General features: G+C 68.2%; 8 protein-coding genes. 4 read left to right on the top strand and 4 right to left on the bottom strand.

Features of this window, described 5'->3' with window-relative positions; all coding sequences use genetic code 11:
- Window positions 1-156 precede the first annotated feature (156 nt).
- The 3 genes from QZ951_RS00200 to QZ951_RS00210 all read left to right on the top strand — a co-directional run bounded on the left by QZ951_RS00200 (window position 157) and on the right by QZ951_RS00210 (window position 11,696).
- Complete coding sequence (locus QZ951_RS00200; protein WP_292997294.1) at window positions 157-4,998, top strand: NAD-glutamate dehydrogenase; 4,842 nt, start codon at window positions 157-159, stop codon at window positions 4,996-4,998.
- 154 nt (window positions 4,999-5,152) lie between these two features.
- Window positions 5,153-7,237: a M36 family metallopeptidase gene (locus QZ951_RS00205; RefSeq protein ID WP_292997296.1), complete on the top strand. Its 2,085-nt coding sequence runs from the start codon at window positions 5,153-5,155 to the stop codon at window positions 7,235-7,237.
- A gap of 352 nt (window positions 7,238-7,589) precedes the next feature.
- Window positions 7,590-11,696 carry a M36 family metallopeptidase gene (locus tag QZ951_RS00210; protein ID WP_292997298.1) on the top strand — a complete coding sequence of 1,369 codons (4,107 nt, stop codon included), beginning with the start codon at window positions 7,590-7,592 and terminating at the stop codon, window positions 11,694-11,696.
- A 143-nt stretch (window positions 11,697-11,839) separates the two neighbouring features.
- On the opposite strand, the gene zapE is transcribed toward QZ951_RS00210, so the two are convergent.
- Both zapE and QZ951_RS00220 read right to left on the bottom strand, forming a co-directional pair.
- The gene (zapE, locus tag QZ951_RS00215) at window positions 11,840-12,949 is read right to left on the bottom strand and encodes a cell division protein ZapE (RefSeq protein ID WP_366943755.1); all 1,110 of its coding nucleotides are present in this window, start codon (window positions 12,947-12,949) and stop codon (window positions 11,840-11,842) included.
- A 34-nt stretch (window positions 12,950-12,983) separates the two neighbouring features.
- Window positions 12,984-13,736 (bottom strand): lysophospholipid acyltransferase family protein, encoded by a 753-nt coding sequence (locus QZ951_RS00220; protein WP_292997302.1) that lies wholly within the window; start codon window positions 13,734-13,736, stop codon window positions 12,984-12,986.
- 36 nt (window positions 13,737-13,772) lie between these two features.
- Here QZ951_RS00220 and xerD point away from each other — a divergent pair, with 36 nt between their 5' ends.
- Window positions 13,773-14,753, top strand: a complete 981-nt coding sequence (xerD, locus tag QZ951_RS00225) for a site-specific tyrosine recombinase XerD (protein WP_292997304.1) — start codon at window positions 13,773-13,775, stop codon at window positions 14,751-14,753.
- A 149-nt stretch (window positions 14,754-14,902) separates the two neighbouring features.
- Here the strand turns inward: xerD and QZ951_RS00230 are convergent, their stop codons facing one another.
- Both QZ951_RS00230 and QZ951_RS00235 read right to left on the bottom strand, forming a co-directional pair.
- Window positions 14,903-15,265 carry a hypothetical protein gene (locus QZ951_RS00230; protein WP_292997306.1) on the bottom strand — a complete coding sequence of 121 codons (363 nt, stop codon included), beginning with the start codon at window positions 15,263-15,265 and terminating at the stop codon, window positions 14,903-14,905.
- A gap of 31 nt (window positions 15,266-15,296) precedes the next feature.
- Complete coding sequence (locus tag QZ951_RS00235) at window positions 15,297-15,983, bottom strand: phosphoadenylyl-sulfate reductase (protein ID WP_292997308.1); 687 nt, start codon at window positions 15,981-15,983, stop codon at window positions 15,297-15,299.
- Window positions 15,984-16,223: the final 240 nt, after the last annotated feature.

A 16,223-nucleotide genomic window follows, 5' to 3' on the forward strand; every position in this document is an offset into this window, starting at 1 on the left:
GGGGCAGCGCGCGGGCCATGCGCCGCCGTTTCGCAAGCCGGGATTGACCGTCGGCAATCGACGGCGCGGGCTCCGGGGGCACTGGCATACTCGCGCCATCAGGCGGCACCGCGTGGCCCTTTGCGGCTGCGCAAGACCGCGACCGAGGAGACAGCCATGAAGGCCCCACAAGAATCGGGCCTCGACCGCGCGCAGGAAGACCTGCTGGCGCGACTCGATGCCGTTGTATCGCAGCATGAGGCAAGCAACACCGCGGCGGACGCCGCCTTCCGCAGCTTCCTTCGCCGGTACTACGAGACCGCCGCGACGGAATCGCTGACCCAGCGCGATGACGCGGCGCTCGTTGCCACCGCCCGCCAGCACTGGCTGCTGGCGCAGCAGCGCAGCGCCGAGCAGTTCTGCCTGCGAATCACGCCGCCGGCTCCGGGCAGCGCGCTGGCGACGCTTGAAACCGTCGTCGCCGACCAGCCGTTCCTGGTCGATTCGCTGAGCCTCGCGATTCGTGCGGCCGGGGCTTCGATCGACTGGAGCGTGCATCCCGTGCTGCGCCTGGCGCGACGGCCGGACGGCACGCTCGTCGGACTCGCCGAGCGCGACGATGAGCCCGGTTCGGCGGTCGAATCCTTGATTCATCTGGAGTTCGAGGCCCTGCCGTCGGCCGAGGCCTACGCCCGGCTCGAAGCCGATTGCCGCACCGTGCTGGCCGACGTCAAGCGGGTGGTCGACGACTATCCGGCGGCGCTGGCGCGGGTGCGCAATCTGATCGACAGCCTGCAGACCGTGCCCGCTGGCGCGAATGCCGCGGACTTCGACGAGGCGCGCGCGTTTCTCGACTACCTGCACGACCACCATTTCACGTTCTTCGGCGTCATCGAAAGCCTGGCCGAGCGCAGCGACGATGGCCGCACGCGGTTCCGGACCGACGACGCCTCCGGCCTCGGATTGTTGCGCGTCGGCAGCGACTGGGCGGCGCAGGAACTGATCGCGCCGGTGGCCGAACTCGACAAGTACGCGGATTCGACCCGCGTCGTCGTCGTCACCAAGGCCAACCTGCGCTCGACCATCCACCGCGCCGAACTGCTCGACGCGGTCTCCGTGAAGCGCTTCGGGCCGGACGGCCAGCTGGCCGGCACCGTGCGGCTGATCGGTCTGTTCTCGTCCGAGGTCTACATCGACCGGCCGCGCCACATCCCGCTGATCCGGCGCAAGGCCGAGTACGTCATGACGCGCTCGCGGCTCGCCGAGAACTCGCACTCCGGCAAGAACCTGCGCGACATCCTGCACACGCTGCCGCGCGACGAGCTGTTCCAGTCGAACGAGGAAGAGCTGTTCCGGCTGTGCATGGGCATCCGCAGCCTGCGGGATCGCCACGGCCTGCGCCTGTTCATGCGTCGCGACCGCTACGGCCGCTTCTACTCGTTCCTGGTCTATCTGCCGCGCGAGCGCTACTCGCGCGAACTGCGCGACGAGGTCGGCAGCACGCTGCTGACCCTGTGCGGCGGCACGTCGCTCGATCGCACCGTCGAATTCCTGCGTGGCGACCTGACCCGCGTGCAGTTCATCGTCCGTACCGCACCGGGCACCCAGCTGAGCCTGACCGCCGGCGAGATCGAACGCGTGCTGTTCGTCGCGACGCGCACCTGGCGCGATCAGTTGCGCGACCTGCTGCGCGACGACGCGACCCGCGCTGCGCGCTTCGCCGATGCCTTCCCGCTGTCGTATGCCGAAGTCGCGAGTCCGGCGGAAGCGGCGGCCGATGTCGCCGATCTGGCGGGCCTGAGTGCCGATCAGCCGCTGGCGGCGCGGCTCATCGTCAGCGCACCGGAGCAGGGTCCGGCCCGGGCCGTCGGCCTGAAGCTGTTCGCCCACGGCACGCCGGTGGCCCTGTCCGACGTGCTGCCGACGCTCGAGAACTTCGGCCTGCGCGTCACCCGTCAGGATCCGGCCGAGGTCCGTCCGCGCGATGGCGGCAGCCTGTGGGTGCAGCAGTTCGATGTCAGCCATGCCGGATGCCCGCTGCTGCCGGACGCGCAGCGCGAGTACTTCGAGGCGGCGTTTCTCGCGGTCTGGCGCGGCGAGGTCGAGAACGACGGTCTGAACCGCCTGGTGCTGGGCGCCGGCCTGTCGTCGCGTCAGGTGACGATGCTGCGCGCGCTGTGCAAATACCTGCTGCAGACCGGCCTGCCGTACAGCCAGCCGTACATCGAAACGCTGCTCGGCGAGCATGCCGACATCGCCCGCCTGCTGGTACAGGCGTTCGAGACGCGCTTCGATCCGCTGCTTGACGCGCCGGTGCGCGCGGCAGCGGCGGCCCGGGTCGGGCAGGCGCTCGACGCCGCGCTCGATCAGGTCGCGAGTCTCGATGCCGACCGCGTGCTGCGCGCGTTCGTCTCGGTGATTCGCGCCGCCCTGCGCACCAATGCCTGGCAGCGCGAAGCCGATGGCACGGTCAAGAACCGCCTCAGCCTGAAGCTCGATCCGTCGAAGATTCCGGAACTGCCGCTGCCGCGTCCGATGTTCGAGATCTGGGTCTACTCGCCGGACGTCGAAGGCGTGCACTTGCGCGGCGGCCGGGTTGCCCGCGGCGGTCTGCGCTGGTCCGATCGCCGGCAGGACTTCCGCACCGAAGTGCTCGGCCTGATGAAGGCGCAGCAGGTCAAGAACACGGTGATCGTGCCGGTCGGCGCGAAAGGCGGCTTCGTGGTCAAGAAGCCGGTCGACAGCAGCAATCGCGAAGCCTGGATGGCGCAGGGCGTGGCCTGCTACAAGACCTTCCTGCGCGGCCTGCTCGACCTGACCGACAACCGCATCGGTACCGAGATCGTGCCGCCGGCCCACACCGTGCGCTACGACGAAGACGATGCCTATCTCGTCGTCGCCGCCGACAAGGGCACGGCGACGTTTTCCGACTACGCCAACGGCATCTCGGCCGAGTACGGCTTCTGGCTCGGCGATGCATTCGCCAGCGGCGGCAGCGCCGGCTACGACCACAAGAAGATGGGCATCACCGCGCGCGGCGCCTGGGAATCGGTCAAGCGCCATTTCCGCGAGATCGAGCGCGCCGGCGCGCCGGGCATCGACATCCAGACCGAGCCGTTCACCGCCGTCGGCATCGGCGACATGAGCGGCGATGTCTTCGGCAACGGCATGCTGCTGTCGCCGACGATGCGCCTGCTGGCCGCGTTCGATCACCGCCACATCTTCCTCGATCCGAATCCGGATCCGGCTGCGAGTCTCGCCGAGCGTCAGCGGCTGTTCGCGCTGCCGCGCTCGTCGTGGCAGGACTACGACGCCACACTGATCTCTCCTGGCGGCGGCGTGTTTCCGCGCTCGGCCAAGACGATCGTGCTGTCGCCGGAAGTGCGGGCCGCGCTCGACATCCACGCCGAGGCGCTGACGCCGAACGCGCTGATGAAGGCGATCCTGACCGCGCCGGTCGATCTGCTGTGGAACGGCGGCATCGGCACCTACGTCAAGGCCAGCTACCAGAACAACGCCGAAGTCGGCGACCGCGCCAACGATGCGATCCGCGTCAGCGGCCGCGAACTGCGCTGCAAGGTGATCGGCGAGGGCGGCAACCTCGGCTGCACCCAGGCCGGGCGCATCGAGTACGCCCAGATCGGGGCCGGCGGGGCTGGCGGCCGAATCAACACCGATGCCATCGACAACTCGGCCGGCGTGCACACGTCCGACCGCGAGGTGAACATCAAGATCGCGCTGAGCGAGCTGACCACCGCCGGCGAGCTGAGCCGCGAGCAGCGCGACCCGCTGCTGGCCGCGATGACCGACGACATCGCCCGTTTCGTGCTGCGCGACAACTACGTGCAGTCGCAGGCGATCAGCCTGCTGCATCAGAACGCGCCAGCCCGGCTCGACGACCACGGCGAGCTGATGCGGATGCTCGAACGCGAAGGCCTGCTGAACCGCGCGCTCGAAGGCCTGCCGGACGAGGACGAGATCAAGCGTCGCCGCACGCTCGGTGCCGGCCTGACCCGGCCGGAGTTGGCGGTGCTGATCGCTTACTCGAAGATCTCGCTGTACGACGCGATCCTGGCCTCGACCGTGCCGGACGATCCGTTCTTCGTGCGCGACCTGCTGGCGAACTTTCCGCCGCTGCTGGTCGCGCGCTACCGCGACCTGCTGAGCCGGCATCGGCTGAAGCGCGAGATCATCGCGACGATCCTGTCGAACGCGCTGGTCAACCGCATGGGCGCCGGCTTCGCGCAACTGTGGGCGGACGATCACGGCCTGACCCGCGCCGAAGTGCTGAAGGCCTACGCGACGGCGCACCAGATCATCGATGGCGATGCCTGGTGGCAGGCGATCGAGGCGCTCGACAATCAGGCGCCGGCGGCGCTGCAGCTCAGGCTGATGAATCTGCCGATCGGCCTGCTGAAGCATTTCACCGGCTGGTTGGCCGGCTCGCGCTGGGCGGCGCAGCCGGTGCAGGCGGCCGTCGAGCGCTTCACCGCGCCGCTGGCCGAGCTGATGACCCTGCTGCCGGGCCTGCTGCCGCCGGCTTACCGCGACGACTGGGACCGCGCCGAAGCCGCGATGCAGGCCGATGGCGTGCCGGCGGCGTTGTCGCAGCGGCTCGCCAACTCCCGCGTGCTCGGCGGCGCGCTGGACATCAGCGAACTGGCCGAGGCCGCCGGCTGCGGTCTGGCGCAGACGGCGGCGGTCTATTTCCGCATCGGCGAGCGGTTCCGGCTGCTGTGGCTGTTCGCGGCCATCAACGATCTGCCGACGACCGGCAAGTGGCAGTCGCTGTCGAGAGTCAATCTGCGTGACGACGCCTGGCACATTCATCGACAGATGACGGCGGCCGCGCTGGCATTTCCGGGCGCCGATCCCGATGTCCGCATCGACGGCTGGATCGCTTCGCGTGAACGCGCTGTCAACGTCGCGCAGGGACGCCTCGCGGAACTGCAGGCCGCCGGCACGCGCGACTTCGCCGGCCTTGCCGTCGCCATCCGGGAGATAGGCAATTTGATCTAGGGACGGCCTGAGGCATCTCAATGACGCCTCGTTCAGTGAACACCCAGACTCCGATCTTGTTTACACGTCCGGTCGATGGTCGAGCCCGGACGCCACCCTTGCGTCATCGCTGGCGGCCGCCATTCGTGGCTGCCGGCGAACTTGGAGATGACTGATGATCAAGCCGATCGCTGCTGCGGCAGCCCTGTTTGCCGTGGCGGGCAGTGCCGCTGCTGCGTTGCCGAATTTCGATGTCGCACTGGCCTCGTCGGCCGGTTCGGCGCCTGCTTTCCAGTGGGCCACGAAGGGCAGCGCGCCTGCCGCCGTCGGCGCGCTGACGCCACGCCTGCTGGCCGTTGCCCGCGCGCGCGATTTCGCCAGCCGCAGCGGTGCTGCGCTGGGCCTGACGTCGACTGCCGTCGATGCCGCGGCCGTGCGCGATGTGCACGACACCGGCCGGGGCGGCGTCATCGTCCGCCTGCAGCAGCAGGTTGGCGGCTACGAGGTGTTCAACCGTCAGGTCAACGTGCTGATGAGTCGCGATGGCGAGCATCTGGCAACGTCCGGCACGTTCTCGGACGCCGCCGCCGGCACGCCGCGCTTCAACCTCGGCGCGGCCCAGGCGATTTCCGCCGCCTACCGCAACATCGGCGCTGCCGTGCTGCCGTCGGCGCTGAGCCTGCTGGCGACGGCCGATGGCTATTCGACGTTCAGCCGTCCGGGTGCGCTCGGCAATCTCGCGTTCACCCGCGAACCGCGTGCGAAGTCCGTGCTGTTCCCGCTGGCGGATCGTCTGGTTGCCGCGTACTACGTCGAAGTGATGGCGGCGCAGGCCGATGGCGAGCGCGCCGACTACGGCATGGTGATTTCGGCCGAGAACGGCAGCGTGCTGTTCCGCAAGAGCCTGATCGAAGAGCAGGCCTACACCTATCGCGTGTTTGCCGACAACACCGGCATTCGCCAGCCGTACGACGCTCCGCTGGGCAACGGCTATGCGCCGTTCACCGGTGCCACGTTCCAGACGGTGGCGCCGCGCGTCAGCGGCGTGGCCAATCTGGTCACGCTGACCGCCGGCCCGATCTCGACCAACGATCCGTGGCTGCCGGCCGGTGCGACGACCACGACCGGCAACAACGTCGACGCCTATCTCGACTCCGGCCTGTTCCTCGGCCTGCCGGGCACGGCGGCACTGGCCGACGGTTTCCGCGCCAACAGCGGCGACCTGCGCACTTCGCTGACCTCGGCCAACACCTTCGACTACCCGATCGCCGCCGACCAGAATCCGGCCGCGACAGCACCGCGCAATGCCGCCGTCGTCAACCTGTTCTACGTCAACAACTGGCTGCACGACTTCTTCTACGACCACGGTTTCGATGAAGCGGCCGGCAACGCCCAGCAGAACAACTACGGCCGCGGCGGCGCCGGCAACGACCGCATCCTCGCCGAAGGGCAGGACGCTTCGGGCCGCAACAACGCCAACATGTCGACCCCGGCCGACGGCGGCCAGCCGCGCATGCAGATGTATCTGTTCGACGGCATCAACGGCGTCGATCTCGACGGCACGCTGGACAACCAGATCATCACACACGAGTTCTTCCACTACGTCTCGAACCGTCTGGTCGGCAACGCCAGCGGCCTGAGCAACCAGCAGGGTCGTGGCATGGGTGAAGGCTGGAGCGACTTCGCGGCGCTGCTGCTGACCGTGCGTCCCGAAGACCTGAACGCGCCGGGCAATGCCAACTACAGCGGCCCGTATCCGCTGGCGTACTACTCGACGCCGAACTTCAGCGCCGCGTACCAGTACTTCGGCATCCGTCGCCAGCCGTACTCGCGCAGCTTCGCGTTCAACTCGCTGACGTTCCGCCACATCCAGAACGGCACGCCGCTGCCGACCACCGCACCGGTTGCCTTCGGTGCCAACGGCGCCAACAACGCCGAGGTTCACAACACGGGTGAAATCTGGTCGAACATGCTGTTCGAGTGCTACACGAACCTGCTGAACAGCGGCCGTTACAGCTTCACCGACGCCCGCGGCCGGATGACCGACTATCTCATCGGCGGTCTGAAGATGACGCCGAACGCGCCGACCATCCTGCAGGCGCGCGATGCGCTGCTGGCGGCGGCGATGGCCGGTTCGGAAGCGGACTACCGCGATTGCGCGGCGGGCTTTGCCAAGCGCGGTGCCGGCATCGGTGCCGTGGGCCCGGGCAGCAACAGCACGACCAATGTCGGCGTGACCGAAAGCTACGTCGCACCTTGATTGCAGGCGGATTTCTCGCCTGACAGATGACCGGTGGGCCACGGGGCGGCAACGCGGCGTGGCGCCACCGTCGTGGAGGGGCGCAGTCATGATCGACTGCGGCCTTTCCGTCGAATCCCGCAGTGCCGGCATGCCGGTGCTGCGGGATTTGTGATTTATGGCGTCTATTTCAAAGGCGGCTCGCTTTTTGCTGCTCCCGAACATCTTTTCGATGGGCACGAACAACCGGTTTCACGAAACCGTCGTCTCGTCGTAATCTGCTGACATTCCATTCAACTCGGTCGCGACGGAACGCTCCGGAATCACTCCGACGGTGTCTCGCGATCTCCATGACGTTCCACGGGGTTTCGTGATGAACAAGCTGATGACGGCTGCGGCCGCGTTCTGTGTCGGTCTGGGCGCGGCGTCTGCCGGCCAGACGGTCGAGCGGCCCAATATCAATGCCGCGCTGCGGCCGGCGGCCAAGGGGGCAATTCCCGCCAAGGTCGCGCGCGAGCGCAGCTACGCGGCGCAGATCGTCGGCAAGCCCGCGAGCCGCTATGGCTATCGCTCGCAGCACGATGACGGTCTCGGTGCCACCACGTTCCTGTGGAGCAGCGAAGGCAAGACGCCGATCGCCGTCGGCGCACTGACACCGAAAGCACTGGCCGAAGCCCGCGCCCGCGGCTATCTCGCACGGCAGGCCGGCGCGCTGAAGCTGTCGCGGCCGATGATCGACAGCGCCCGCGTGTTCGACGTGCACGACACCGGCCGTGGCGCGCAGATCGTCCGCCTGCGCCAGCAGGTGGCGGGGTACGAAGTGTTCCAGCGCGATCTCAGCGTGATGCTCGATCGCAACGGTGCGCTGGTGGCGACTTCCGGCTACTTCGCGCCGGACAGCTTCGCCGCCGATGGTCTGGCACCGAGATTCACGCTGACCGCCGCGCAGGCCATCGCCGGCGCCTTCGCCGATTTCGGTGGCACGGCCGCGGCCGGTGCGTTCACTGTCCGCCGCAGCGCGGCCGGCTACGACTGGTATTCGCGTCCGGCAACCGCCGCTGGCGCCATGGGCCTGTCGCGCGACCCGCGCGTGAAGCCGGTGCTGTTCCCGATGCCGGACCGGCTGGTGCCGGGCTGGTACGTCGAACTGGTCGGCGGGCGCAACGGGGCCGGCGATCGCGGCGAAGCCTTCGTCATGTCGGCCGAAGACGGCAGCCTGCTGTTCCGCAGCAACCTGATCGCCAACGAGACCTACAGCTACCGCGTGTTCGCCGATGCCGACGGCATCCGGCAGCCGTTCGACGCGCCGATCGGCAATGACTACGCGCCGTTCACCGGCGCCAATCCGAATGTGGTGCGCCCGCGCGTCAGCGCCACGACCAATCTGGTGACGCTGGACAGCGGTCCGATCTCCACGGGCGATCCGTGGCTGCCAGCCGGTGCCACGACGACCACCGGCAACAATGTCGACGCCTATCTCGACACCGGCCTGATCCTCGGCGCCAACAACACGGCGATCGTCACTGACGGCTTCCAGCCGAATTCCGGCGACCTGCGCGTGGGCCTGAGCGCCGCGAACACGTTTGACTACGCGATCACCGCCGACAGCGATCCGCAGGATCTGACGGTGCGGAAGGCGTCGATCGTCAATCTGTTCTACATCAACAACTGGCTGCACGACCTGTTCTACGACCGCGGCTTCAACGAAGCGGCCGGCAATGCACAGACCAGCAATCTTGGCCGCGGTGGTGTCGAAGGCGATCCGATCCTGGCCGAAGGTCAGGACGCGTCCGGTCGCAACAACGCGAACATGCTGACGCCGGCCGATGGCGGCTCGCCGCGCATGCAAATGTACCTGTTCGATGGCTCGATCGCCGGCGAAGTCGCCGTCACCGATCCGTCGACCGGCTTCAGCCCGTTCGTGTTCACCACGGCGAGCTTCGGGCCGTCCTCGTTCGACATCACCGGCACCGTGGCTGTCGCCAACGAGGGTCAGGGCGTGTCGTCGACCGACGGCTGCGGCGCCGCGCCGGCGCTGCCGGTGACCGGCACCACGCTGCCGGCCAACCCGGACTTCAACCTGCGCGGCCGCATCGCGTTCATCGACCGCGGCAACTGCTCGTTCACGACCAAGGCCCAGTTCGCCGGCGCCAGCGGCGCGCTGGCGATGGTCGTGGTGCAGAACACCGACGACAACCCGATCACCATGGGCAACGCCGATGTGCCGCAGCTGCCGGTCAACATCCCGATCTCGACCGACAACCTGTACCGCACGCCGTCGGTGATGATCCGCCGTGACGATGCGGCCCGCGTGCGCGATCTGATCACGGCCGGCACGCCGGTGACGATGCACGTGCAGCGCCTGCCGACGCGCGACTTCGACGGCACGCTCGACAACCAGATCATCGCCCACGAATTCTTCCACTACGTGTCGAACCGTCTGGTCGGCAATGGCAGTGGCCTGAGCAACACGCAGGGTCGTGGCATGGGCGAGGGCTGGAGCGACTTCGCCGCGCTGCTGCTGACGGTGCGCCCGGAAGATCTCGGCGTGCCGGGCAACGGCAGCTTCGGCGGCATCTACCCGCTGGCCTACTACGCCACGCCGGCGTTCAACGCGGCGTACCAGTACTTCGGCATCCGTCGCCAGCCGTACTCGCGCAATCCGAATGTGTTCTCGCTGACCTTCCAGCACATCCAGGACGGCACGCCGCTGCCGACCACGGCCCCGTCCGCGTTCGGTCAGGACGGCGCGACCAACTCCGAGGTGCACAACACCGGCGAGGTCTGGGCCAACATGCTGTTCGAGTGCTACACCAACATCCTCGACAGCGGCCGCTACAGCTTCGTCGACGCCCGCCGCGTGATGAGCGACTACCTCATCGCCGGCCTGAAGATGACGCCGAACGCGCCGACCATCCTCGAAGCCCGTGACGGCGTGCTCGCTGCCGCCCTCGCGGCGAATCGCGATGACTTCATGGCCTGCGCCCGCGGCTTCGCCAAGCGTGGCGCCGGTGTCGATGCCGTGGCACCGCCGCGCAATTCCACCGACAACGTCGGCGTCACCGAAAGCGACGTCGCGCTGATCTCGACCCTGACACTGACCGCCGCACAGATGTCGGTCGATGCCACGACCGACTGCGATGCCGACGGCGTGCTCGACGGCGGCGAAAGCGCGACGCTGCGTCTGACCATCCGCAATGACGGCACCTATCAGGATCGCGGCCCGATCCTGGCGCGCGTGACCTCGAGCCTTCCGGGCGTGACATTCGCGAACGATGGAGCAATCAGCTTCCCGGCAACGGCGGTCGGCGACAGCAACACGGCGACCATCGGCGTCAGTCTGGCGGCCGGTGCGCCGACCGGTGCCGAGCTGCCGATCGCGCTCGTGTTCGATCCGGTGTCCGACGGCGATGCCGCGGTCCGCCAGCCGCCGATGCAGGCGACCTCGCTGTTCGTCAACTTCGACCTGTCGCGCAACCAGCGCACCATCGACGACCTCGAGCAGGCCGGTGCCTCCGGCTTCGACTGGACCCAGACCGGTTCGGGCGGCAGCTATCGCTTCGGCAGCCTGTCGGCAGCACCGACCAGCGGCCGCGTCTGGCAGGGCAATGATCCGGCGACGATCAGCGACTTCTCGCTGGTCACGCCGCTGTTCACGGTTCCGGCCGGCGGCTCGGTGCAGTGGAGCTTCGACCACTACTACGCGTTCGAACCGTCGACGACGACCGGCCTGCTGCCGAGCCAGCGCGTGACCCGCGGCAACGACGGCGGCGTGCTCGAAGTGTCGGTCGATGGCGGCGGCTACGTCGATGCGCTCACCTTCGGCGGCCAGATCACGCAGGGCGGCGGCTACAACGGCCAGTTGCTGGCGCTGGATCCGGCCGGCAGCCGTCGCGGCTTCGTCGGCACCAACAACGCGCTGGAAACCGTGATCGTCGATTTCGGCACGCGCCTCGCGGGCCGCAGCGTCCGGCTGCGCTTCCGCACGGCGACCAATGCCAGCGTCGGCGGTGCCGGCTGGGCGATCGACCGCATCTCGATCACCGGCGCTTCGGCACCGGTGTTCAGCACGGTGGTCGCCGAAAACGGCGTCTGCGTCGGTGGCGGAACCACGACCGGCGGCACCACCGGCGGCACGACCACCGGCGGGACCACCGGAGGCGGCACGACCACGGGCGGAACCACGACGGGCGGCACGACGACCGGCGGGACCACCACGGGTGGCAGCGGCGGCGGCGGTTCGACGGGTGGCACGACGGGTGGCACGACCGGCGGCGGCAGCACCGGCAGCTCGACGGGTGGTTCGACGGGTGGTTCGACCGGGGGCTCGACCGGCAGCACGACCGGCGGTGCCACGACCGGAACCACCGGCGTGCCGATTGGCGGCGGCGGTGGTGGTGGTTCGGCCGGCTTCGGCCTGCTGCTGCTGGCCTTCGCGGGCATGGCGCGGCGCGTGCGCCGGTCGACGCGCGCGGCCTGACGCGCGCGGAGGCACGCACGGCGGCAGCGCCTGACCAACCCCTCGCCTTCGGGCGAGGGGTTTTTTCTTGGCGGAAGGGGTGAGCCGAGTGATCGACTGCGCGATGACGCGTCCGCCGGCACGAGCGGCGCCGGCGCGACGCGTCAGGCCTTGTGCGCCTGCGCGAGGTATTCCTGCGACTGCATTTCCTGCAGTCGGGACTGGGTGCGGGCGAATTCGAACTTGAGCCGGCTGCCGACGTACAGCTCGGATGGCGGCACCGCGGCCCCGATCAGCAGCTTGACGCCGCGGTCGTAGAACTCGTCGACCAGGGTCATGAAGCGGCGCGCGGCATCGTCGCGATCCGAGGCCATCTGCGGGACGTTGCTCAACACCACGGTGTGATTCTGACGGCCGAGCTCGATGTAGTCGGCGGCCGAACGCGGGCCTTCACAGAGCTCGGCGAACTCGAACCAGACCGCGCCTTCCGCGGCCTTGCGCGCACTCAGCACCCGGTCGTTCAGGCGAACCTCGGCCGGGCTGCGGCTGCCGAACGGCGCCAGCGCGTCGAAATGCTTCATCAGTCGCGCGTCGGCCGCGGCATCGCTCGGGTGCAGGTACAGCTCGGCATCCTGCAGGGTCCGCAGGCGGTAGTCGGTGCCGCCGTCGACATTGATGACGGTGACATTCTTCTTCAGCACTTCGATCGCCGGCAGGAAGTTCTGGCGCTGCAGGCCGTCCTTGTACAGCCCGTCGGGCGGCACGTTGCTGGTGGCGACGAGGGTGACATTGCGCTTGAACAGCGCTTCGAACAGGCGGCCGAGGATCATCGCGTCGGCGATGTCGGCAACGAAGAACTCGTCGAAGCACAGCACGCGGGTCTGCTCGGCGATCTCCTCGGCCACCTTCAGCAGCGGGTCCGATTCGTCCGGAAAGCGGTTGCGGCGCGCGTGCACGTCGAGCATGAAGCGATGGAAGTGCGTACGGCGCTTGCGCGTGAACGGCAGCGCATCGAAGAACGCGTCCATCAGGTAGGTCTTGCCGCGACCGACGCCACCCCACAGGTACAGGCCCGGCACGCGGGTCCAGGTCAGGCGGCTGGAGCCGAAGCGCCGGCGCGGCGGATTCTCGATCAGCTCGTCATAGACCCGCTGCAGCGCGTCGACGGCATGCGCCTGCGCCGGGTCCGAGACGAATCCGGGGCGCAGCAGATCGGCCGCGTAGCGCTGGCGCGGCGGCGGCGCCAGCTCCACCGGAGCGGGTGGCAGGCTCATGCGCGGATGATCGTCCTGAGGGCGGGCCATGGCGTCATGCGCGCTCGTGGATCGCCGGCGGCACGGACGTGCCGTCGCCCTCGCCGCAGTGCGCGAGGATCACCGCGCGGCTGACCGCGCTGAGGGTGTCCGCCGCGGCGCGGCTTTCGTCGCTGGCGCGCAGCGGCTCGAAGAATCGGATCACGACCGGCGACCAGGTGAACAGCCTCCGACCTTCACCGAGCAGGCGGCGGGTGCCGGTCAGCACGGCCGGCACCACCGGCACCCCGGCGCGTGCGGCGATCAGGAACGCGCCGGACTGGAACGGCAGCAGCAGCGGTGCGGCACGGAAGGTGCCCTCGGGAAAGATCGCGAACGACTCGCCGGCCTTGATCCGGTCGATCAGTTCCTTGGTCGCCTTCGCGGCCTCGCGGGTCGATCCGCGGTTGACGAAGCAGACACCCATCCGCCGCAGCACTAGCCCGATGTACGGCCACTCGCCGGCGCCATGCTGGACCAGGAAGGTGAAGCGCGCGGGCAGGGCGGCGGTCAGCAGAATGCCGTCGAGATAGCTCGCGTGGTTGCAGATGACGACCACCGGTTCGGCCGGCAACTGCTCGCGGCCGCGCACGCGGAACGGGATGGCACTCAGCAGCAGCCAGGCACGTACGGCCGTGCGGCCGATCGCGCGACGCATCGGCAGCGTCGGGGCAACGATCAGCAGCGGACAGAACAGCATCAGTACGACGACGACGAAAATGGCCGCCGCATAGGCACCGTGCAACTTGCGGAGGAGGGTCGTGAGCATGCGTGGATTCGGTCGCGAGCCGCCTATTATAGGGGGATGGTCACGTCGCCCCTGTCTCCGCCGCCTGCATCCCTGAAGACGGCGCTGCATCGCGACGACGCGGCCGGCATCGAGCGCTTCTGTGATCAGTTGTGGCTGGAGCAGGGGCTGTCGAAGAACACGCTTGCCTCGTACCGCTCCGATCTGAGCCTGCTGGCGCGCTGGCTGCGGACTGCCGGCGCGGCACTCGACAGCGCCGGCAGCGGCGATCTGAAGGCCTACCTCGCGCATCGCTACCAGCAGGCGCAGGTCCGCAGCGGCGACATCGAGCCCGGCAAGCGCTTCGGCGCGACTTCGCAGGCGCGCTTCATCACCGTCTGCCGGCGCTATTACGGCTGGCTGCTGCGCGACCGCATCCGCAGCGACGATCCGAGCAGCCATCTGGAGATGCCGCGCCTCGGCCGGCGCCTGCCGAAGACACTCGGCGGCGGCGATGTCGACAAGCTGCTGGCGGCACCGGATGCCGGGCAGACGCTGGGCCTGCGCGATCGGGCCATGCTGGAGCTGCTGTATGCGTCCGGCCTGCGCGTCAGCGAGCTGATCCGGCTGCGGCGCGACGAGATCAACCTCGAACACGGTGTGGTGCGTCTGATCGGCAAGGGCAACAAGGAACGTCTGGTGCCCACCGGCGAACTTGCGCTGGATGCGGTGCGTGACTGGCTGCGCCACGGCCGTCCGATGCTGGCGACGGCCGATTCCGCCGACTGGGTCTTTCCGACGGCGCAGGGCGGCCCGATGACGCGGCAGAACTTCTGGATGCTGATCAAGCGCTATGCGTTGCAGGCCGGCATTTCCGCGCCGCTGTCGCCGCACACCTTGCGCCATGCGTTCGCGACCCACCTGCTGGAAAACGGTGCCGACCTGCGCGTGGTGCAGACGCTGCTCGGGCACTCCGACCTGTCGACGACGCAGATCTACACCCACGTCGCCAAGGCGCGGCTGAAGGCGCTGCACGCCACCCATCATCCAAGGGGGTGAGGAGAATGCGAGCACGGCTCGCATTCTCCGAACGCCCGGCCACGGATGGCCGGGCCGGTGTCAGCGCAACATCGGTGCCATGTCGACAGGGATGGCGCGGACCGCTGCGTCGAGCAGCACCTCGCGCGGCACGACCGCAACACGCGGGTTCAGGGACGCCAGACCTGCTCCGACTGCGGGTCGTAGACGGCGAGCCCGAGCGCCAACGCAGTGTCGCGGATGAACGGCACGGCGGTCGCGACCTTGGCCGGCACCACGGTCAGGATCGCCACGTCGTGCATCAGGTTGTCGAGCAGCGGGCCGTCGGCCCAGATGCTGTTCTCGAGCTGGTCTTCGCGCAGCGTGCTGATGCACGGATGGCGCGTGGTCAGCTGGTCGACGAGCTTCAGCAGCAGCGGATGCGGCGGCTGGCCATGCTGCTCGAATGCTTCGGAGCGGGCGTCGAAATCGCCCCAGACATCGGCATCGTCGGCCGGTACCGGCAGCACACTGATCATCAGCAGATGGCTCATCGTGCGTGTCGCCGGCGGCCGTCGGGAGAGCTCAGAGATGCAGGCCGCATTCGGTCTTCGGCTTGCCCAGCCAGCGCCCGCTGCGGCCTTCACCGGCGACCGTGCAGTGGGTGCAGCCGATCGACGAATAGCCGCGCGCCACCATCGGGTGGAACGGCAGCTGGTGCTCGGCGATGTAGGCATCGCGCTCGGCGCGGGTGACGTCGATCATCGGATTGAACTTCAGCACGCCGCGGCGCAGCTCGAACACCGGCAGGCCGGCGCGGTGGTCGGTCTGCCAGTGCATCAGGCTTGACATCCACACCTTGTAGTTCGGCTTGATCGCCTCAAGCGGCTCGACCTTGTTGATCGAGCAGCAGAAATCCGGGTCCTTCTCGTAGGTCTTGTCGTCGATCGTGAACTGGTGCTTCCAGTCCTCGGCGCGCACGTCCTCGACCGTCAGCTTGAACAGGTCGATCAGGTACTGGCGGTACTGCACCGTTTCCGGGAAGTGGTAGCCGGTGTCGATGAAGTGGATGGTCTGGTCCGGCTTGATCGTCGAGACGATGTGCAGGAAGTACGCGGAGGTTGCCGCGAACGACGAGGTCACCAATACCTGCGAAGGTGCGAAATCCTCGTAAAGCTGCTTGAGACGCGCCTCGAAGTTCAGCGGCAAGTAGCGGGCATTCAAAGCCTCGACGTCGGCTTCGGACGGGCCTGTACCGAGCGGGGCAGTCACCGGAGCATCAGGAGCGGCGGTGACAGGTGCTGGCGTCGCGTCATACACGGTATTCATCCTTCTTGGGGCTACCCCTTTGACTGGACGCGAATTCTAGGGACGCCCCACTGGCGCAACAATCGATAGCAGGTCCTATCGAGGAATTGTAATAACGATATACCCGAATCTTTGTTGCCAAATGCAACGCTTGCGGAGTGTTTCAGGATTGTCAGGTGCCGACGCGCGGCTGCCCGCGCGTCG

It is taken from the genome of Nevskia sp., assembly GCF_021732705.1.
Classification (GTDB): Bacteria; Pseudomonadota; Gammaproteobacteria; order Nevskiales; family Nevskiaceae; genus Nevskia.